Below are 20,577 nucleotides of genomic sequence, written 5' to 3'. Positions count from 1 at the left end.
CAATGCCTTATACAATTATACCAATTGTAATAATATAAATCCAACAATAATTTATATAGGGTCCTAAGTTAGGATTTTAACTTATACTTTTATCAAGTGAAGAATTAAACACCTATCTTAGAACCCTATATACACTTTATTGACATCTATTTAAAAGCTTATTATATTCATCTAAAAGTATATTTACTGTAGATTCCCAACTATAATTTTTAAATACATAATTTTTCAAACAATCATTTTTTCTTTTATAGTAAGCTTTTAAAATTCCTTCTTTTATAGTTTGATCATCATAAGGATTACAATATACAGCTAGCTCTTTAAAATACTCTGACATTGCACCCTCTTCTGTTATAAGCATATTGCACCCGCTTCCAGCAGCTTCCAATGCAGCCAAATTTGTAATTTCCATAAAGCTAGGTATTGCATATACTCTTGCAAATTTATATGCATTAAACAAATTATAATTATCCATAAATCCTAAATATTTTACATTTTTATATTTTAAGCATTCTTTTAAATAATTTTTATCATCTACTGCACCAATTAAAACTAAATCAATATTTAATTCATTACAAATTCTACTAAGTGTTAACTGATTTTTTCTTGCTCCTATTCTTCCTACAGCCAAAACATAATTACTTACATTATGTCTCTTCTCAAAATTATATAATGGAACATTTTCATCTTCAACTTCACTCACACCATTTTTTAAAATTATAATATTTTTATATTCTTTAAAATCCTTCTGTAATACATTTTTTTCCCATTGACTATTACAAACTATTAAATTACATTTATTTAACACTTCTTCTCTATATAAATTGGAACTTTTCCAAAATTTTAATTTATCCTCTTCATTTTTGTATTTATAATACTTCTCCATATTAAAATACAAAGGTGTTATTATTAACTTGCACTTACATTTTACTGCTTCTTTGTGATATTTATAAATTTGACCTATTTCATTAATATTAAAAAGATGAACTATATTATAGCCTTTAAAAGAATAAATATTCCCATTATTTATGGTAACATTTATATCTAATAATCTTAAATGTTTATAAACTTGTTTTATTATAGCCGTATCGCTACCTGTGTTTTTCAAGTAGTCTTGTCTTACACACAACAAAACTTTCATGCCACATCTTTCCTCCTATAGTGAACTGTTAGAATATAACTATGCACTATAAGTAGCATTTAGCACCTTATATTTTCAATTATTAATAAAATACATACAATTTATACATAAAAACTTCAAATTTCGTATGTTTAAAGTATATTTTATAAAGTTTTAAAGACAATTTTTTTCATTTTAATATTTTTAATTATAATCATAGTAAAGGAAAATAGCTTGTAAGATATAATACCTACAAGCTATTTTATATTCAATAAAGGATTAATTTTCAACTTTTCTTTAGTCAATTCTTTTCTCAAGTCTTGTAACTCTAAGACTAATTGTTTATTTCTAGCTAATTGTTCACTTTTTTCTAATCGTAATTTTTTTAATTCTGCTAATAATTTTTTATTTCCATTTGTTAATATAAACTTTTCTCTATCTAAGTCATCATTCTTTTTTTTTACTTCTTTTAAAAAATCAGTTACTATTAAAAGTTCCTCATTAATTTGATCTATTTCCTTTAATAACTTTTCAGTTTCTTTAACTTCACCATCATTTTTTATTTTTATTTCTTCTAATTCTTTAGTCAACTTTTCATTTTTCATTTTAGTTTTTTCTCTAAAATCTTCAAAATCTTTTAATTTATCATTAAGCTGACTCTCTCTATTTTGAATTTCTATATCTTTTGATTCTATCTCTAAATTTTGATTTTCTATCTCTTCAACTTTATATTGTAACTTTTCCTTTGTAAGTGCTAACTCTTCTTCCATAGATTGAAGTTCCAAATCTTTTCTTTCCAATTCCTCTGATATGGATTTTATTTTTATATCATTTTCTTTTATTTCATCATTTTTTATATATAATTCCATATCTTTAGATTTTATTTCTTCATTTTTCTCTTCAGCGTCTTTAATCCAATTAGTTAGTTCCTCATTTTTCTTTTCTAATTCTTCTTTTATAAAATTAAGTTCTTTTTCTTTTGAAAAAATAGTCTTTTCTTTTTCTTCTAATTCTGCTTTTACATTTTTCAATTCAGAATCTCTCTCACTAGAATCTATTGCTAAAACTTTTAATTTACTAGCCTCTTCTTGTAGCTCATTAATCTTTGGTTCCATCTCTAAATATTTTTTCTCTAAAATTTCATTATTAGATATAAGTTTTGAATTTTCTTCTTCTAATCCTTCAATTTCATTTTTCATTTTTTCTAATTCAGAAATTAGAAGTTTATTATCATTTCCAACCTTCTTATAGTTTTCTAGTAACTTCTTATAGCCTTCTTCACTTTTTAAAATTTCATCTCCCATATTTAAAGCTGCTAAAACTGTAGCATCTCCTGGGCTTAATTTTTTATTTGTGGACATTAAATCTTGAATACGATTATCTAAATATTTAGCTACCTTATGCAAGTATTGATCATTTTCCTCGCCTTTTAAGTTATATTCAATTCCATTTATTCTAACGGTTATAATGTTCAAAAAAACACCCTCTTAAAGATTATAGTTGCTAATATTTTATCATAAAACTGTAGTAAAATAAACCATATCTAACCATTTTATTTTTAGAGTTTCTTTGAAATTTTCTCAGACTAGCATTTTAATTTTTTCATTATTACTTTTAACACTATAATTTTGGAATTTTTAGGCTTAGTTTTACGTCTATGTTTATCTTCCTATAAATTCCTTAATTCTATTATACCTGTTTCTATATCTAAAATCACAAAAAAGCAAAACAAATAAATTTGTTTTGCTTTTATATATTCTATCTTAACTCTGCACCTAACTTATGCTGAAGAGATCTTAATATTTTATCATGAACTTTATTTACATCATTATCTGTTAGTGTTTTATCCTTATGTCTATAAATTATAGCATATGCAACACTTTTCTTTCCCTTTGGAATTTGTTTACCTTGGTATACATCAAACAAATTGCAACTTTCAAGTATTGCTCCACCTTGTTTCTTAATAGTGTCTTCAATTTCTTGAACTAAAATTTCTTCATCCACAAGTATTGCTATATCTCTAGTTACAGCTGGGAATTTTGGAAGTGGTTGATATTTTTTATCAAGTTTAGCATTTTTAAATAATACATCTAAATTTAATTCAGCAATGTAACATCTTTCTTCTATATCATAATTTTCAGCTACATCTGGATGAACTTCACCTAAAACCCCTGCATACTCTTTGCCTATATATAATGCAGCAGTCTTTCCTGGATGGAATGATGAATTCTCACTTTCTCTTTTAAATGAGATTTTTTCAATTCCTAATTCATCAGTAATATTTTCTACTACACCTTTTAAATCTAAATAATCCATTTGTCCATACATTGCTAAAGTAACTATATTTCTCTCTTCTGGCAATTCATATGAATCTTCAGTTGGTATATATACTTTTCCTATTTCAAACAATCTTACAATATTATTACCCCTAGCATTATTTCTTGCTAAAGATTCCATAGCAGATGCTAATGTTGTTGTTCTCATTATGCTAAAATCTTCACCTAATGGATTTTTAATTTTAACTGCTTTTCTTAATTCACTTTCTTCACTTATTAAAAGCTTATCAAAGATTTTAGGACTTACAAAAGAGTAACTTATTGATTGGTTTAATCCACTATTAATTAAAGTATTTATAGTTTTTTCTTCTAAATTTTGTTTTTCACTTTTTCCACTTTTTTCAGCTTCACATAAAGGCATTGTATATGGAACATTGTTATAACCATATATTCTTACTATTTCTTCTGCAATATCTTCTTTAATATTTATATCACTTCTAAAAGTTGGAGATTTAACTTTTAAAGTTTCTCCCTCTATTTCAGTAGTTAAATCTAAGCTATCTAGGTATTTCTTCATCTCTTCTTTTGTCAATAAAGTTCCTAAGAATTTATTTACCCAGTTACTATCAACTTCTAGATATTTATCTTCTTTTTTTTCATTATAAATGTCTATAGTTCCTTCCATTATTTCTCCTGCATTTAATTCTTCAATTAAAGCACAAACCCTAGAAATTGCTATTTCTGTTTGATTTGGATCTAAGTCTTTTTCAAATTTTGATGACGCTTCTGTTCTTAAATTCAACTTTTTAGATACATTTCTTATGTTTACACCTTCAAAATTTGCACATTCTAAAAGAACCATAGTTGTATCATCTTTAACTTCTGAATTTAATCCACCCATTATGCCTGCAAGACCAATTGTCTTTTCTCCGTCTTTTATGCATAATACATTTTCATCTAACTCTCTTTCAATCTCATCTAGTGTAGTAAACTTTTCACCATTTACAGCTCTTTCCACAACGAAATTGTTAGCTTTTATTTCTCTTGCATCATAAGCATGTAATGGTTGACCAAGCTCTATCATAACAAAGTTTGTGATATCTACAATGTTATTTATAGGTCTAACACCTACTTCTAAAAGTCTTTCTTGCATCCAACCTGGAGATTGCTCTATCTTAACATTTTTTATACCTTTAAGCATAAATCTTCTACATAAATCATCTTTTACATCTACTTTATAGCTATCACAAATATTTTCATTACACTTTGCATTATATTCTATTTTAGGCATTTTATAAGTAGTTCTTAAAGTAGCAGCAGTTTCTCTTGCTATACCCACAACACTTAAACAATCTTGTCTATTAGATGTTATTTCAAACTCAATAACTGCACTGCCCATTTTAACAACTTCTTTTATATCTACACCAATTGGAGTATCCCCTGGTAATATTAGAAGACCGTGTACTGGCTCATCTCCAGCTGTTCCTAGTTCCTCTTCTGAACAGAACATCCCTTGAGATACTGCACCTCTTAATTTACCTTTTTTAATTTTAAGTCCTCCATGTAATGTAGCTCCATGTAATGCTACTGGAACTATATCTTGTTCTTTCATGTTAGTTGCAGCTGTAACTATTTGTATTGGTTCTTCTTTATTAATGTTTACCTCACAAATTACTAATTTTTCTGCATCAGGATGCTTCTCTATTTTTGTTATTTTTCCTGTAACTACATTTGTAATATCATCTCCTGTAATTACAAGTTCTTCTACCTTTGATCCTGATAATGTTAACGCATCTGCTAATTCCTTCGGTGAAACATTTATATCAACGTAATCTTTAAGCCAATTTACTGGAACTTTCATTGTTCTTCCTCCTTTAAATTATAATCTACTAAAATTGATTTAAGAATCTCATGTCACTCTCATAAAGCAATCTTATATCATCAATCGCATATTTTTGCATAACCATTCTATCTAATCCGAATCCAAATGCAAATCCACTATAAACCTCTGGATCTATTCCACATTTTCTTAGAACTTCTGGATGTACCATTCCACATCCAAGTATTTCTATCCAACCACTACCTTTACATACTCTACAACCTTCTCCATTACATACAAAGCAAGTTGCATCCATTTCTGCTGAAGGTTCGGTAAATGGGAAGTGATGTGGTCTAAATTTAGTTTTAACATCACCAAACATCTTTTTAGTAAATGATTCTAATGTACCTTTAAGATCTGCAAATGTTACACCTTTATCTATAACAAGTCCTTCAACTTGGTAAAATATAGGTGAATGAGTAGCATCAACTGCATCAGAACGATAAACCTTACCTGGAGCTATCATTTTTATAGGTGGCTTTTGGTTTTCCATTGTTCTTATTTGTATAGGAGATGTCTGTGTTCTTAACACTACATTGTCATTTATATAGAAAGTATCTTGTTCACCTCTTGCTGGATGATCTTTTGGTATATTTAAAGCTTCAAAATTATAGTAATCCTTCTCTACTTCTGGTCCTTCTTCTATAGAAAATCCCATTGATAGGAATATTTCTTTTATATGTTCAAGTGTTAAATCTAAAGGATGTCTATTACCTATTGTTTGTTTTTTGCCTGGCATAGAAATATCTATAACTTCATTTTTAAGTTTATTATCTTTTTCTTTTTTAGCAATGTCAGTAGCTACTTTCTCTATAGACGCTTCTAAAGCACTTCTAACCTCATTGGCAAGTTTTCCAATCACAGGTCTTTCTTCTTTAGATAAACCTCCCATTCCTCTTAATATATGAGTAAGTTCACCTTTTTTTCCTAAGTACTTAACTCTTATATCTTCAAGGTTAGATTTTTCTACAACAGCTTTTATTTCTTCTAGTGCTGAAGACTTAATTGCTTCTAATTTTTCCTTCATAATTAAATAAACTCCCTTCTTTAAAATAAATTAAACCTTTATGTAAAACTGTTATAAGTTATATAACATTTACTATCTTAATCCTAGACTAAAAATTTTAATTTAATCTTATAAATTACATAGATTTTTAAGATTAACTTTAAGTTTATGCATTTATCAAATAATAATGTTTTATATTTATTTTTATATTTTTGCATATAAAAAATCCGCCCCTACAAAGGGACGGATATATCCGCGGTACCACCCTAATTAAACTTAAAATAAGTTTCTCTTAGTTAAAAGATATCGGTTTAACCCGCTAATTACTACCATTTTTATAACTTCACAATTAGAACTCCAGAGTGAACTTCACTATAAAACATTTCATATAAGAACTCTCAATCTATGATTCTTATTCCCTGTATGCTTTTTATAACTACTTTTCTCCTTCACAGTTTAGACACATAAATTAATATAATAATGCTTAGTTTATCATTTAATACAATATGCCTCAAATATTAATTTTTAAATATAGTTTCTATTATACCCATGTTTCATTTTAAATTCAACATTTTATTTAATATTTTTTTGTCTTACTGCCTCATACATCATTATAGATGCTGCAACTGAAGCATTTAATGATTCTGCTCCACCTGGCATTGGAATTTTTACCTTTTCATTGGAAAGTTCATAAATTTCATCACTAATTCCATTTCCTTCATTGCCTACAGCTATAATAACTTTTCCCGTAAGATTAATGTCATAGAAATTATTCTCAGTATCTAAAGAGCTAGTAACTAATTTATATCCACGTTCTTGTAACTCTTTTACAAAAGATAAATCTTTATCTTCAATTATTGGAATATTAAATATTGACCCCATTGTTGATCTTAATGTTTTTTCATTATATATATCAACTGTTCCTTTTGTAATTATAATTCCTAAGCAGTCAGATGCATGAGCAGTTCTTATTATAGTTCCAAGGTTTCCAGGGTCTTGAATTCTATCTACTAAAATGTATACTCCGTCCCTGTTTGATAAATTTAATGCTTTGTTTTCCACTACAGCAATAGCACCTTGAGGAGTATCTGTACTACTTATGATTTTAAAAATACTACTACTTACTGTATAAACGTCTCCTGAAAAATTTATATATCTATCATAATTTTCACTAGTACAATTTTCACTTATAAATATATACTTTATATTAAATTCAGATTTTATTGCTTCTTCTATAAATCTAAAGCCTTCAACTAAAAATAACCCTTGAGAATTTCTATGTTTTTTTTCTTTTAGTTTTCTTACATTTTTTATTAAAGTATTTTCTTTACTACTAATGTATTGCAATATTTAATCCCCTATCTAATTAATTTTTCAAGATTATTTAACTGCTTAGTTTCACCTATAGCTACTACTATATCTTCTTCTTGTATTCTCTCATCTGGTGATGGAGCAACATTTATTTCGTTATGAGTTTTTATAGCCATGATATTTATTCCATACTCTGCTCTTAAATTAAGTTCTCGTAATGTTTTGCCATACCAAACCGGTGAACTTACAATTTCTGCAATACTAAAATCTGGAGAAAGTTCTATATAATCCAAAATATTAGAAGAACATAAATTATGAGCTACTCTTACTCCCATATCTTTTTCTGGGAAAATTACTCTATTCGCTCCTATTTTATATAAAACTTTTGCATGTAATGCATTATTAGCTTTTGTTATTATATGTTTAACACCTAATTCTTTAACTAATAAAGTTGATAATATACTCGCTTGGACATCAGATCCTATACTTATTATAGCGACGTCAAAATTACTAATTCCTAATGCTCTTAAGCTATGCTCATCATTAGCATCAACTTGAACTGCATGAGTAACCTTATCAGATATATTTTGTATTACTTCTTCATCTTTATCCAATGCTAAAACATCATTTCCTAGTGCATACAATGTTTCTGCAACAGATGTTCCAAATCTACCTAGTCCAATTATAATAAATTGCTTTTTAACCATAATAATCACCTCTACCCAACTAAAATTTTATCTTCCGGATATTTTATACATACTTTTTTATTTTTCCTTTTTTTCGCAATAGCTAAAACTAATGTTAATGGACCAACTCTTCCAGCATACATTGTAAGTGCCACTATTATCTTTCCAATAGTGTTTAACTTTTGAGTTAACCCCATGGTCACCCCAACTGTACCAAAGGCTGATGTAGCCTCAAATATATAAGATTCAAAAGGTTCTCCACTAGCCGATTGTGTTATAGCTAATAATACAGAAACTGTAATTACTAGTCCTATTGCTATAATCATAATCGCAAAAGATTTATACACTATATCTTGATTAATTCTCTTTTTAAATATTACAGTTTCATCACTACCAGCTATAACTGATCTCACTGTCATATAAAGTATGCCAGCTGTAGATGTTTTTAATCCACCTGCTGTAGACCCTGGTGAACCACCTATAAACATCAATATTATTGTTAAAAAAATTGATGGAATAGTCATTCCAGCTACGGATATAGAGTTAAATCCTGCCGTTCTAGGACTTACAGATGCAAACATAGATGCTAAAAGTCTTTCTTTTATACCCATATTTCTCATAGTTTCAGGATTATTGTATTCAAATACAAAAAATAGTATTGTTCCTCCAATTAATAAAGTAGAAGTCATAGCTATTACTACCTTACTGTGTAGTGACAATTTCTTTCTATTTCTATAGTTATATATTTCATCCCATACAAAAAAGCCCAATCCACCTATTACAATTAGTGCTCCTATTGTACATATTATAACAACATTGTCTCCATAATTAACTAAACTATTGAAGTTACCCATAAGATCAAATCCAGCATTACAAAATGCAGATATGGCATGGAATATACTATAATATATTCCTTTTATCAATCCAAACTCAGGTATGAACTGTGTGCTTAATAATAATGCTCCAAGTCCTTCTATGGAAAAAGTAAATATAAGTATATACTTTGCAAGTTTAACTATTCCTTGTAGCGAGGTTGAATTCATGGACTCCTGCATTATTAGCCTTTGCTGCAGTGTTATTTTTTTACCTATAAGTAATGATAACATTGTTGCAAAAGCCATAAACCCTAATCCACCTATTTGTATAAGACATATTATTACTGTTTTGCCAAAATAATTCCAGTGAGTACCAGTATCTACCGTAATTAAACCTGTTACACATACTGCTGATGTAGATGTAAATACCGAATCTATAAATGGAGTAACGGTTCCATCTTTACTTGATATAGGTAAACTTAATAATACTCCTCCCAAGAATATAATTCCGGCATAACCAATAGCTAATATTTGCATAGCTGTAAAATTTTTCATCTTAAAAAAATTGCCTAGCTTTGATTTCACCAATAACACCTCTAATCATATATTTTCTCTTGAATGTAATTATATACTCTTTTTCTAATATATTATAGTATTTTTATTTATTTTTTTTAAATAATTAGATAATACAAAAATGTAGCACAAGGCTACATTTTTATGTATTGTATTTAATTAAGCTCCTAATTGTTTTTTAGCAACTTCAACTAATTCAGCAAATGCTTTTGGATCATTTATAGCTATCTCAGAAAGCATTTTTCTGTTTATATCTATTTCTGCAAGTTTCATTCCGTTCATGAATCTTGAATATGAAAGACCATTCATTCTTGCAGCTGCGTTTATTCTAGCTATCCAAAGTTTTCTGAAGTCTCTTTTCTTTAACTTTCTTCCAACATATGCATTTCTTAATGCTCTTATAACTGACTCATTAGCAGTCTTAAATAACTTGCTCTTTCCACCGTAGTATCCTTTTGCAAGTTTTAATACTTTTTTATGTTTTTTACGAGCATTGATAGCTCTCTTTACTCTTGCCATTTAAAATACCTCCTAAATTATAAATATGGTAGTAATTTTTTCATTGCTTTCTCTTGAGTAACTGAAACGTATCCAGTTTTTCTAAGATTTCTTTTTGTTTTTGAACTTTTCTTAGTTAATATATGGCTTTTGAAAGCTTTTGCTCTTTTTAACTTTCCTGTTCCTGTTTTCTTGAATCTTTTAGCTGCACCTCTATGAGTTTTCATTTTTGGCATAATAAATTCCTCCTCTCAGTGTTTATGCTCTTTTTGGAGCTAATATTAATATCATATTTCTTCCCTCTTGTTTAGCTGGCTTTTCTATAGTGTAAACATCACCTAACTTTTCAACAAAAGAGTTCAATATCTTATGTCCTACTTGTGAGTTTTCAATTTCTCTACCTCTAAATCTCACAGTAACTTTTACCTTATCTTCGTCTAATAAGAATTTTTTCGCTCTATTAGCTTTTATAGTTATATCATTTTCTTCAATAGTAGCACTCAATCTGATTTCTTTTATGCTTATTGTTTTTTGCTTCTTCTTAGCTTCTTTGTCTTTTTTCTGTTGTTCATAGATAAACTTACCAAAGTCCATAATCTTACAAACTGGTGGTTTTGCATTTGGAGAAATCATAACTAAATCTAATTCTTTTTCCTCTGCAATTCTTAATGCTTCCTTAGATGTTAGAACTCCTAATTGCTCACCCTCATCAGTAATAACCCTAATTTCTTTTTCCCTTATGTCTTCATTCATCATGAAGTCTTTATTTTTACTAATAGCAATTCACCTCCTGGTGTAATATATAGAATATATCTTAAATATATTTCTAACACTGATTATACTTATATAATAATAAAAGGACGGCAAAGCCGTCCTACTGCATTCATAGAATAATTTTATTACAGTGTAACCTTACTAGCATAACTGCAAGGTGAGAAACGGCTGTTTCTTCTTGTTTAATCTTTTATTTATTTCAACATCATGTATTGTAACTTAATTTCGATTTAATGTCAATACCTTTTTTAAACTTTTAAAAAACTTTTTATTTGCTTGCATTTTATGCATTCATCGCAAAAGGAAACTCTATCCCCAAATACTTTTTTTATAGTTTCTATAAGTTCTTTACTCTTACAATTTTGAACACAATGCATTATAACCTTTTGAGGTGCTGTTGTAATCAATCCACTTATTATTAAATCCTCAATTGTTACATTCAAATTTAAATTATCTACAGAAAGTTCATCCATTATACTTTGAAGAACATCTTCGCCTAATTTATCCACAAGAGCATAATTCCCATCATTATTTATTATTATGTGAAGTTCATCTATTTTGCTTTCTTGAACATCTATAAAATACTTTAACAATTTTATAAACTCATCATATTCTTTTTCAACCATAAATTTTTCTACTATCTTTTCAATTATATCTTGTATTTCACATGAAAATTGCTTCATTCTAAATTTTATAAATCCATCTATATTTATATCATTGTTTTCTTCTAAAAATAATACTATTTTATCTACAATATCATTTTTTCTATTCATATAGTAAATCATATTTTCATTTATTGGACTATTTTCCTTTTGTAAAATATTTAAAACTTCTTTCTTTATTTCTATAATATCTTCACACTTTAAAAAGTAAAAATTATCAACTAAATACTTAGAAAGATTTTTTTCACAAAAGTCATCTACAAGCTCTTTAAACAAAATATTTGCTATATACAAGTTAAACATTTTTTCGAATTTCACATCATAATTTTCGTCATCACAATAAATCTTTATAATATGGTGTTTGTTTTCTATACTCTCAGAAACTCCTATTCTTACGCCTTTAATTTTAAAATACTCTCTTGCATTTCTTATAGCATCTATTAAATAATCTCTAGAATTTTCTTTTATAAGTGTTAGCATCAACATATAGCTCACTCCTTTTTAGCATGGTAACTACCTAACTATAAAAGCTATAACTTGTAAACATATTATTTAAATGATAATATATAAAAAATTATATTTCGTAATTATTATGTGTTTTATAAAAATTCATATACATTAATATTTTTAACAATTATCGACAGCCAAATTGTAAAATTCAAACTTATAGGTTTTAAGTTGAAGTTATAATTCATCCATTTGTCAAATGAGAAATCTTCATGTGACTAAAATCCATGTTAGTAGATAGTTATCCTTCTCAATTGATAGTAAAAATTTAATGTATAAATTAAATCTAAAACCTCTCACCAAAACTCAAAGAAAGAAGTGTTTATCATTGAAATTAGCATTAGTTGATTTTAGAATTTCTCAAGAAGAACTTAGAGCTCTTGAAAATTTAAATTGTATAGTAATGAAATGTCCTCCTTGTAATAAACTTTATGATGCGGTCTGCGGACATCCAGACATGCTCCTAACTGTAATTTCTAATAACAAACTAATAGTACATCCTGATATGAATACAGATTTTATTAACGTTTTGAAAAACAAATATAATATCTCTTTTATGTATTCAAATAACAGACTTACAGATAAATATCCTTATGATATATTTTTAAACGCAGTAAATTTAGATAACTATTTTATACACGCTTTAAAATATACAGATAAGAAACTTTTAAATTTAGTTTCACATAAAAATTTAATAAATGTTAAACAAGGATACACTAAATGTTCCACTGCAATAATAAATGAAAAAGCATTGATAACTACTGATAAATCTATTTATAGTGCTTTGTCACATCATGATTTAGATGTTTTACTACTTCCATCAGGAGACATAAATCTTCCTGGTCTAGACTATGGATTTATTGGTGGAACCTGTGGCTTGCTAGATACTAAGCATTTAGTTTTTTATGGTTCTTTAAATCAATATAAATTTAAAGATGATATTCTAAATTTTTTAGATAAACATAACGTCACACCTATTTATCTATCTAATACAACGTTAATAGATAGAGGAAGTATTTTCTTTTTAGATATTTAAGCTTTTAGATTAGACTCTTAATTTATTATATTTTGATTTATAGTTTTTTGTTAAAAATTAACTTCGACTTTAAAATTTGTAAATTTACAAATTTTAAACTTAATTAAACATATCTTTTAAAGTTACATCTGAAATTTAATAGCTTATTTAAGACTAATTAATTTTTAATGTAGCTTTAACTCTAAATTTTCTAAATATGTACCAGAATATTTTTTCAAACGCAAAAAAACTCATTACAAATGTAATGAGTTTTTGGAGGCGCCACCCAGATTTGAACTGGGGATAAAGGCTTTGCAGGCCTCTGCCTTACCACTTGGCTATGGCGCCAAATTGGAGCGGAAGACGGGATTCGAACCCGCGACGTTCACCTTGGCAAGGTGACGCTCTACCACTGAGCCACTCCCGCATTTTCTGGTGGCTCGAGCAGGAATCGAACCAGCGACACGAGGATTTTCAGTCCTCTGCTCTACCGACTGAGCTATCGAGCCTAAAATTTATTTAATTTAATGGCGACCTAGAAGGGACTCGAACCCTCGACCCCCGGCGTGACAGGCCGGTACTCTAACCAACTGAGCCACTAGGCCAAAATGGTGGTCACAACAGGGTTCGAACCTGTGACCCTCTGCTTGTAAGGCAGATGCTCTCCCAGCTGAGCTATGCGACCATCTCTCGTGCTCTTACTGAGCACATTTACATAATACAAAATCTTTAGCTATATGTCAACACTTCAGTAATTAATTATATTAATTTATTTTTATTTTTCTTTTATTTCATTCTTGTTTCTTTATTTTTCTTTATAATCTATTTTTTATATATAATGCTTAAATTTTCTTTTTATGTTCTATTATTTGTATAGGGATACAATCTATAACTTAAATTTATACATCAAATTTTTGTTATCAGTTGAGGAAAATAAGTACAACTATAGTTAGTTAAAAATTATGAATTATGAATTAAAAATTTAGGATGAAAGTGGCAACCACTTTCTGAAAATAATTTTAAAAAATCTATAAATATAATTTGCTTTGCAAATTTATAAAAAGATACGTTGAGAATTACTAGGAAAGAAGTGAGTAGTAATAACCACAACTGTTCACTATTAACTCTTAACTAAAATATAAGATTCCAATTTTAAAATTTAACTTCAATACTTTAAACAATATACTTATCATAAGTTAAATATTTATTTTGGAATCCTATATTTTAAATTTTTACATTATTATTTCATTATTTCTCAATTTCTTTTAACAAGTTGCCTATATCCTCTTGAGTAAAGTCATAGCTTTTATTGCAGAAATGGCACTTAAGTTCTTCTGTTTTTCCATCATCATATATTTCTTGTAAATCTTTTTTTCCTATACTTATTAATGCATTTTCAACTTTTTCTCTTGAACAATCACACTCAAACTCTAAAATACCCTCATCATAAAACTTTACATCCATATCATCAAATAAAGAATTTATAATATCCTGTACTGTTTTTCCATCACTTATCATTGTTGTAACTGAAGGTATTTCTTGAAGTCTATAACTTATAATATCTGCTACAAAATCAGATGCACCTGGCATCATTTGTATTATAAATCCGCCAGCAGCTTTTATACTTAAATCTCTATCAACCAAAACGCCAACTGCTACTGCTGAAGGAGTTTGCTCTGAAACAGTAAAGTAATATGCTAAATCATCACCTATTTCACCAGTACATATTGGCACTTGACCTACATATGGCTCTTTTAATCCCATATCTCTTATAATTTGTAGATATCCATCTGTTCCTATAGCTCCACCTACATCTAGTTTTCCTTTACTATTTAAAGGAAGATCTACACCAGGATTTCCTATGTATCCTTTAATTTTTCCATCGGTATGAGCTGTTACCACAACACCTTTTGCCTCTCCCCCTCCATTTATTTGCAATGTTAAACTATCATTTTCTGATTTTAACATGGCACTCATAAGGCCTGCTGATGTAAGCATTCTTCCTAATGCCGCAGATGCTGTCGGTGTGCAATTATGTATTTTAGTAGCCTTTTGTACCATATCTGTTGTTATAGCTGCTATTATTCTAACCTCTCCATCTTTAGCTGTTGCTCTTATTATCTTATCCATAAATCTCCAACCTCCTGTTTGCAATTAATATTAAAACATTATTTTCTTACTACATAAGTTATTCTTTCACTATCTTTTGTTATTTCTTTATCTTCATAACAATCTAATATGCAATTTACTTTAAATCCTATTTTATTTAGAACATTTAATATAAATTTACTTTCATACACCCTTTCTACATGTTCTTCATCAAACCTTTTATAAACTTGTCCTTCTTTTACAAAAAATGTTAGATACATATTTACTATGTCATCTTCAAGATAATTTTCCCAAATATAAACAACATCTTCACTATCATAATTAAATAAATTATTACCTAATATATTTAATAATTTATTACTAGAATTCATATCGAAAATGAATATTCCACCTACATTTAACACTTCATAAACACCTTTGAAGTAATCTTCTAATGCTTCTTCTTCTGTTATATAATTAGTAGAATCTAAACAACATGTAATAAGATCAAATTTATTTTTTATTTTCAAATTACATATATTTTGACAAAGTACCTTTGCTCTTATAGATTTTTCTCTTAATTTTTCCTCTGCCACAGTAAGCATTTCTTGAGATAAGTCTACAGCATATACATTCTGAAATTTTTCACCAACCTCGACAGTTAAATTTCCAGTTCCACAAGCCAAATCTAAATAATTTTTTCTTTCTATATTAAGTTCATCACATATGCTTAATATTTTAGTTGCCCATTTTTTATAATCAACGTCTCCATATATAAGTTCATCATAAATAGTAGCAAAATCTTTATAACAACTCACTATTGAACCTCCATCCTCTATATATTATAAATATATCTTCATTTTAAAATCTACTGCAATTATATATTAAAAACTTATTATTCTATACAATTTATAAGATTTAATGTTTATAGCTTTTCTTAATATATAATACTAAATTGTTAAAATACACACAAGAAGGTTTTTTATTAATCATTTATTTCATTATTTTTGGGTATTTTAAGTTGCTTTTTCTTTTTAGTCATCAAACCACCTATTCTACCACTTTCTTCTGTAGTCAAACTGCTCCAACCATGTTTTTCAACTTTATCTTTAAGTCCTAACTCTTCTGCTATTTCATATTTCATTTTTTCTCTCAATTTTTCATAAGGAGTTAGTTCTCTATTACTTTTCAACTTTGCTTTTATAACTTTTTTCAATGGTGTTTTTCCCATAAAAACCCCTCCTATCGTATTAATATTCTTTACGATAAAAGGATTTTTATACATAAAAAGACTTGCAAAACGCAAGTCCTTTTATTGTTCAATATAGGTATATTTAAAATCTATAGTTCCCCACATAGGTCTAGTAAAGTTTTTAATTTCTTTTCTAACATATATATTCCTTATCTTCCATAAGCATGGACTAATAACACTATCTTCTTCTACCAATATTTTTTCCGCCTCATTAAATAATTCCATTCTACTCTTTTGATCATTAGTTCTAGAAGCTTCTCTTATTAATCTATCATATTTTTCATTAGACCACCCTGTTTGTATTATTCCAGCTGTAGAAGACCATATATCAAAAAACGTACTTGGATCATTATAATCACCAATCCAACTTTGAGCTGCCATTTGATAATCCATAGCCCTTGTCTTTTGTTGAAATTCAACCCAACCAACATATTCTATATCTATATTTATGCCTAAATTTTTCTCAAAAACACTCTTTTCTAACTCACTATAATATTTAGATTTTTCATTTATCTCTGATTGTAAATATTTAAATGTATGCTTTTTAGGATCTGGATCTAAACCAAGTTCTTTAAGTCCTTCTATCAGCAATTGTTTAGGATTACCATATTCTTCTTTCAGGTTATTCACTGGGAAATAATTCACATTTGTTCTATATTCTTCACTACCCAACTGAACACCTGGGGGACACCAACCTAATGCTGGTTCTGCTAAATTTTTGAAATCATCTTCACAGGCTTCTTCTCTTGCAGCTGCAATTATAAATGCTTTTCTTATTTTATTGTTTTTAAAATATTTATCCTGTTGATTAAATATAGTGTAATTTACTGAACCGTCATACCCCTTTTTAATATTAAAGCTGTTACTATCATTCAATTTTTCAATAGTTATTTTATCATAAACATTTGCTATGTCTAAATCTCCATTTAAAAGTTCATTCATCTTTTTCTCTTCATCTTGTACAACTTTCATTGTAATTTTTTCTAATTTCACGGATTTCTCATCCCAATAATTTTTATTTTTCAAAAGTTGAATTTCATCATCATGAGTCCAACTAGATATAATAAAAGGTCCTGTATAAACCATATATTGCGAACCTGAACCATATAGCTCCCCATATTTTTCTACTACATCCTGTCTTTGAGGTTCCATAACTTTAAAATAAGTTAGGTTTAAAAAATATGCCGTTGGTACTTCTAAAGTTATTTGCAATGTAGATTCATCTATTTTCTTCACTCCTAATTCCCTTTCAGAAACTTGTCCTAAATTAAAATCTTCTGCATTTTTTATTGGATATAATAAGAAAGCATATGGAGAATTTACTCTTGGAGATAATGTTCGTGTTATCCCATATATATAGTCCTCTACCTTTACAGGTTCTCCATCACTCCACTTCATATCTCTTAACTTAAAAGTCCAGACTAATCCATCATCAGATACAGACCACTTTTCAGCTCCTGCTGGCTTTATGATATCTTCGCCATTCTCATCAACTTCTATTCTAGTAAGACCTTCCATAACATTAGTTAAAACTTGAGATGAATAAGTATCTACTGTTTTTGATTGATCTAAAGTTTTAGGATCGGAATCTAAAAGCACTTGGATATGATTTTTATCCTCTTCTACTATTTTATCTTTATTTTCTTTTCCTTTATTACATCCGACTAAAGCAATCATACAAAGAATAATCGCAATAGATATTTTAAATATATTTTTGAACTTCATCTCTACTACTCCTTAACTTATATTAAGACTCTGTTAAATCTTTTTATACTTTTAGCAAAATAGATAATTTTCTCATAATTAGTGTGATATCTTTTTAAATTTTCTTTAATTCATCACTTCATAAAAATATCTATATATTAATTATATATTAATTATATGTAAATATTCAATTATATTAATATATTATCATATAAATCTTATAAGGGAAATAATCTTAAATTTTTAATACATAATCTTTTAATTTATATAGCGATATAGCGTTTCAAATTTCAACTTATACTTTTATCAAGTGAAGATTTTTCATTTTAAACAAAACACATAATGGGTGAATAGTTATAGTTTAAAATAAAAAAAGTGACGTACATAACGCCACTTTTCTTGTTTTTATATTTATATTATTCTCTTCCTGAAGTGTAAACATTTTTTAAATCAGGAGTTCCAAATGTAGGAGATACATATCCTTTAACAAACTTACGAATATATGTGTTTTTAAATCTCCATACACCTTGAGTTATAACTGCATCATCAACTAATAATAGTTTTTCTGCTTCTGCAAAAAGCTTAGCTCTTTCTTCAACATCCATTGTTTCAGTTGTTTTCTTTATTAACTCATCATATTTTTCGCTTTTCCAGCCTGTTGGAACTATTCCAGCAGTAGACATCCACATATCAAAGAATGTCATAGGATCATTATAATCTCCGCCCCAAGCTTGAGAAGCTATTTGGAAATCTAATTGTTTAGTTCTATCTTGGAATATAGGCCAATCAACATAGTCAACTGTTACGTTCACGCCTAAGGCTTCTTTAACATTTTGTTGTTCAAATTCAGCAAATTGTTTATTTTGAGCGCTTGTTCCAGATTCTAAATATTTAAATGTGTGTTTTGATGGATCTGGATCAAGACCTTCTTCTTTTAATCCTTCTATTAATAATGCTTTTGGATCAGAATTTTCTTTTTTAATTTCATCTAAAGCATTAAATTTAATCTTTTCTCTAAATTCAACATCTCCAATTTTAACTGCTGGAGGACACCAAGCTGTTGCTGGCTCTGCTAAATTTCTATATAAAGTAGAACAAGAACCTTCTCTATCCTTAGCAATAGCATATGCCTTCCTTATTTTTTTATTTTTAAAATACTTGTCATTTGTATTAAACATTGTGTAAGTTGTTGAACCATCATAACTTTTCTTAATTTCAAAGGCCTCCATTTTATCAAGTTTTTCTATCCACTCCGGTTTAGTAACTGTACACAAATCTAAGGATCCATTATATATTTCATTCATTCTTGCATTTTCATCTTTTATAATTTTCATTGTAGCTTTTTCTAGCTTAACATTTTCCGCATCCCAATACTCTGGATTTTTTTCTAATTCTACTTTATTGTTATGAACCCATTCTTTCATAACAAACGGTCCACAAAATACCATTGTATTTGCATCTGTACCATATTTGTCACCAAATTTTTCAACTATATCTTGTCTTTGAGGTTGCATTACTTTAAAGTATGTCAAATCTAAAAAGTATGAACATGGATTTTCAAGGGTAAATTCTAGAGTTTTATCATCTATTTTTTTAATTCCAACATCTTCAATCTTTGCTTTTCCACCGTTATAAGCCTGTGCATTTTTTATTGGATATAATAAGAATGCATATGGTGATGCTACTTCTGGGTTTAAAGTTCTTGTAATACCATAAACATACTGTTCTGCTGTTACAGGCTGACCATCACTCCACTTCATATCTCTTAATTTAAAAGTCCACTTTAATCCATCTTCTGATTTTTCCCAAGATTCCGCTCCAGCTTCAATTACTTTATCTTTTCCATCTTCATCTACAGTTAGTCTTGTTAATGCTTCATTTACATTTGTTAAAACTTGAGATGAATATAAATCCGTTGACTTAGATTGATCTATTGTTTTAGGCTCGTCTACCAATATTAAATTAACATACTGCTCCTTGTCTATATTTTCCTTACCGTCTTCTGCAGCATCCCCAGTACTCTTTCCAGTATTTCCACATCCAGTAAATACCATTGACATAGTCAATGAAAGTGTAAGTAAAGCCGCTAATATTTTCTTGCTCTTCATAAGATTTCCCCCTTTTATTACCATTACGCACCATCACAGGTAAAAGTAAATCAACAATTTACTTATTGCTAACTAGCGTATACTGTAAAGTTTATTTTTTAATTTAAAATTACCTTATACTTATGATTATATATATACATTTAAATAAATCAATAACATTGTCACATTTTTTACAATATTTTAAAAATATATACATTTGCATAACAATTAATGTAAGAAGTTCATTTTTAAACTGTTTTGTTAATTTTTTAATAACTTTATTAATTTTTTTAAAACATTTCCCCAAACTTCTTGCTTTTACATCAT

The 20,577-nt window shown here is 28.0% G+C and carries 17 protein-coding genes, 5 tRNA genes and 2 other annotated features; of the genes, 1 reads left to right on the top strand and 21 read right to left on the bottom strand.

From position 1 onward, the window contains the following. Window positions 1–136: 136 nt before the first annotated feature. From ACYUE0_RS03040 to ytxC, 11 genes are all read right to left on the bottom strand, one after another. Window positions 137–1,138 carry a glycosyltransferase family 4 protein gene (locus ACYUE0_RS03040; RefSeq protein ID WP_460269457.1) on the bottom strand — a complete coding sequence of 334 codons (1,002 nt, stop codon included), beginning with the start codon at window positions 1,136–1,138 and terminating at the stop codon, window positions 137–139. Window positions 1,139–1,374: 236 nt separating this feature from the next. After that, entirely contained in the window at window positions 1,375–2,592 is a 1,218-nt protein-coding gene (locus ACYUE0_RS03035; RefSeq protein ID WP_460269456.1) for a cell division protein ZapA, read from the bottom strand. Window positions 2,593–2,875: 283 nt separating this feature from the next. Continuing rightward, window positions 2,876–5,254 (bottom strand): phenylalanine--tRNA ligase subunit beta, encoded by a 2,379-nt coding sequence (gene pheT, locus ACYUE0_RS03030; RefSeq protein ID WP_460269455.1) that lies wholly within the window; start codon window positions 5,252–5,254, stop codon window positions 2,876–2,878. 28 nt (window positions 5,255–5,282) lie between these two features. Beyond that, complete coding sequence (gene pheS, locus ACYUE0_RS03025; protein WP_061993892.1) at window positions 5,283–6,299, bottom strand: phenylalanine--tRNA ligase subunit alpha; 1,017 nt, start codon at window positions 6,297–6,299, stop codon at window positions 5,283–5,285. A gap of 215 nt (window positions 6,300–6,514) precedes the next feature. Further along, window positions 6,515–6,740, bottom strand: a binding site (T-box leader). 111 nt (window positions 6,741–6,851) lie between these two features. After that, on the bottom strand, window positions 6,852–7,625 hold the full coding sequence (locus ACYUE0_RS03020) for a TrmH family RNA methyltransferase (protein ID WP_460269454.1): 774 nt from the start codon (window positions 7,623–7,625) through the stop codon (window positions 6,852–6,854). Window positions 7,626–7,636: 11 nt separating this feature from the next. Further along, entirely contained in the window at window positions 7,637–8,296 is a 660-nt protein-coding gene (locus ACYUE0_RS03015; protein ID WP_199869223.1) for a potassium channel family protein, read from the bottom strand. Window positions 8,297–8,307: 11 nt separating this feature from the next. Continuing rightward, window positions 8,308–9,645 (bottom strand): TrkH family potassium uptake protein, encoded by a 1,338-nt coding sequence (locus ACYUE0_RS03010; RefSeq protein ID WP_199869231.1) that lies wholly within the window; start codon window positions 9,643–9,645, stop codon window positions 8,308–8,310. A 177-nt stretch (window positions 9,646–9,822) separates the two neighbouring features. Next, window positions 9,823–10,182, bottom strand: a complete 360-nt coding sequence (gene rplT, locus ACYUE0_RS03005; protein ID WP_010293074.1) for a 50S ribosomal protein L20 — start codon at window positions 10,180–10,182, stop codon at window positions 9,823–9,825. 17 nt (window positions 10,183–10,199) lie between these two features. Continuing rightward, a complete protein-coding gene (gene rpmI / locus ACYUE0_RS03000) occupies window positions 10,200–10,397 on the bottom strand; it encodes a 50S ribosomal protein L35 (RefSeq protein WP_010293075.1) in 198 nt (65 codons plus the stop codon). A gap of 22 nt (window positions 10,398–10,419) precedes the next feature. Beyond that, entirely contained in the window at window positions 10,420–10,917 is a 498-nt protein-coding gene (gene infC, locus ACYUE0_RS02995; RefSeq protein ID WP_010293077.1) for a translation initiation factor IF-3, read from the bottom strand. 90 nt (window positions 10,918–11,007) lie between these two features. Beyond that, window positions 11,008–11,121 (bottom strand) — a sequence feature (ribosomal protein L20 leader region). Window positions 11,122–11,183: 62 nt separating this feature from the next. Continuing rightward, on the bottom strand, window positions 11,184–12,083 hold the full coding sequence (gene ytxC, locus ACYUE0_RS02990) for a putative sporulation protein YtxC (protein ID WP_199869224.1): 900 nt from the start codon (window positions 12,081–12,083) through the stop codon (window positions 11,184–11,186). Between the two features lie 349 nt (window positions 12,084–12,432). Between ytxC and ACYUE0_RS02985 the strand changes: the two genes are divergently transcribed. Continuing rightward, on the top strand, window positions 12,433–13,140 hold the full coding sequence (locus tag ACYUE0_RS02985) for a DUF6873 family GME fold protein (protein ID WP_460269453.1): 708 nt from the start codon (window positions 12,433–12,435) through the stop codon (window positions 13,138–13,140). Window positions 13,141–13,393: 253 nt separating this feature from the next. On the opposite strand, the gene ACYUE0_RS02980 is transcribed toward ACYUE0_RS02985, so the two are convergent. The 10 genes from ACYUE0_RS02980 to ACYUE0_RS02935 all read right to left on the bottom strand — a co-directional run bounded on the left by ACYUE0_RS02980 (window position 13,394) and on the right by ACYUE0_RS02935 (window position 20,271). Beyond that, window positions 13,394–13,467, bottom strand: a tRNA-Cys gene (locus tag ACYUE0_RS02980). 4 nt (window positions 13,468–13,471) lie between these two features. Then, window positions 13,472–13,546 (bottom strand) — tRNA-Gly (locus ACYUE0_RS02975). Between the two features lie 6 nt (window positions 13,547–13,552). Beyond that, window positions 13,553–13,628 (bottom strand) — tRNA-Phe (locus ACYUE0_RS02970). Window positions 13,629–13,647: 19 nt separating this feature from the next. Then, window positions 13,648–13,724 (bottom strand) — tRNA-Asp (locus ACYUE0_RS02965). Window positions 13,725–13,728: 4 nt separating this feature from the next. After that, a tRNA-Val gene (locus ACYUE0_RS02960) sits at window positions 13,729–13,804 on the bottom strand. 563 nt (window positions 13,805–14,367) lie between these two features. Then, entirely contained in the window at window positions 14,368–15,249 is an 882-nt protein-coding gene (gene hslO / locus ACYUE0_RS02955) for an Hsp33 family molecular chaperone HslO (RefSeq protein WP_460269452.1), read from the bottom strand. Window positions 15,250–15,287: 38 nt separating this feature from the next. Then, a complete protein-coding gene (locus ACYUE0_RS02950; protein ID WP_460269451.1) occupies window positions 15,288–16,025 on the bottom strand; it encodes a class I SAM-dependent DNA methyltransferase in 738 nt (245 codons plus the stop codon). Window positions 16,026–16,192: 167 nt separating this feature from the next. Next, window positions 16,193–16,438, bottom strand: coding sequence for a small, acid-soluble spore protein, alpha/beta type (locus ACYUE0_RS02945; protein ID WP_010293088.1), 246 nt, complete (start codon window positions 16,436–16,438; stop codon window positions 16,193–16,195). 81 nt (window positions 16,439–16,519) lie between these two features. Then, window positions 16,520–18,184, bottom strand: coding sequence for a peptide ABC transporter substrate-binding protein (locus ACYUE0_RS02940; RefSeq protein WP_460269450.1), 1,665 nt, complete (start codon window positions 18,182–18,184; stop codon window positions 16,520–16,522). Between the two features lie 395 nt (window positions 18,185–18,579). After that, window positions 18,580–20,271 (bottom strand): peptide ABC transporter substrate-binding protein, encoded by a 1,692-nt coding sequence (locus tag ACYUE0_RS02935; protein WP_460269449.1) that lies wholly within the window; start codon window positions 20,269–20,271, stop codon window positions 18,580–18,582. Window positions 20,272–20,577: the final 306 nt, after the last annotated feature.

Source organism: Clostridium sp. CTA-19 (genome assembly GCF_054767855.1).
The sequence above is the reverse complement of the archived record's forward strand: the minus strand, read 5'-3'. Positions and strand labels throughout refer to the sequence as shown.

Excerpts from the sequence above, each read along its gene's own strand:
- ACYUE0_RS03040 (WP_460269457.1), bottom strand. The coding sequence starts at position 1,138 with ATGAAAGTTTTGTTGTGTGTAAGACAAGACTACTTGAAAAACACAGGT.
- pheT (WP_460269455.1), bottom strand. The coding sequence starts at position 5,254 with ATGAAAGTTCCAGTAAATTGGCTTAAAGATTACGTTGATATAAATGTT.
- pheS (WP_061993892.1), bottom strand. The coding sequence starts at position 6,299 with ATGAAGGAAAAATTAGAAGCAATTAAGTCTTCAGCACTAGAAGAAATA.
- ACYUE0_RS03015 (WP_199869223.1), bottom strand. The coding sequence starts at position 8,296 with ATGGTTAAAAAGCAATTTATTATAATTGGACTAGGTAGATTTGGAACA.
- ACYUE0_RS03010 (WP_199869231.1), bottom strand. The coding sequence starts at position 9,645 with ATGAAAAATTTTACAGCTATGCAAATATTAGCTATTGGTTATGCCGGA.
- rplT (WP_010293074.1), bottom strand. The coding sequence starts at position 10,182 with ATGGCAAGAGTAAAGAGAGCTATCAATGCTCGTAAAAAACATAAAAAA.
- rpmI (WP_010293075.1), bottom strand. The coding sequence starts at position 10,397 with ATGCCAAAAATGAAAACTCATAGAGGTGCAGCTAAAAGATTCAAGAAA.
- infC (WP_010293077.1), bottom strand. The coding sequence starts at position 10,917 with ATGATGAATGAAGACATAAGGGAAAAAGAAATTAGGGTTATTACTGAT.
- ytxC (WP_199869224.1), bottom strand. The coding sequence starts at position 12,083 with ATGTTGATGCTAACACTTATAAAAGAAAATTCTAGAGATTATTTAATA.
- hslO (WP_460269452.1), bottom strand. The coding sequence starts at position 15,249 with ATGGATAAGATAATAAGAGCAACAGCTAAAGATGGAGAGGTTAGAATA.
- ACYUE0_RS02945 (WP_010293088.1), bottom strand. The coding sequence starts at position 16,438 with ATGGGAAAAACACCATTGAAAAAAGTTATAAAAGCAAAGTTGAAAAGT.
- ACYUE0_RS02940 (WP_460269450.1), bottom strand. The coding sequence starts at position 18,184 with ATGAAGTTCAAAAATATATTTAAAATATCTATTGCGATTATTCTTTGT.
- ACYUE0_RS02935 (WP_460269449.1), bottom strand. The coding sequence starts at position 20,271 with ATGAAGAGCAAGAAAATATTAGCGGCTTTACTTACACTTTCATTGACT.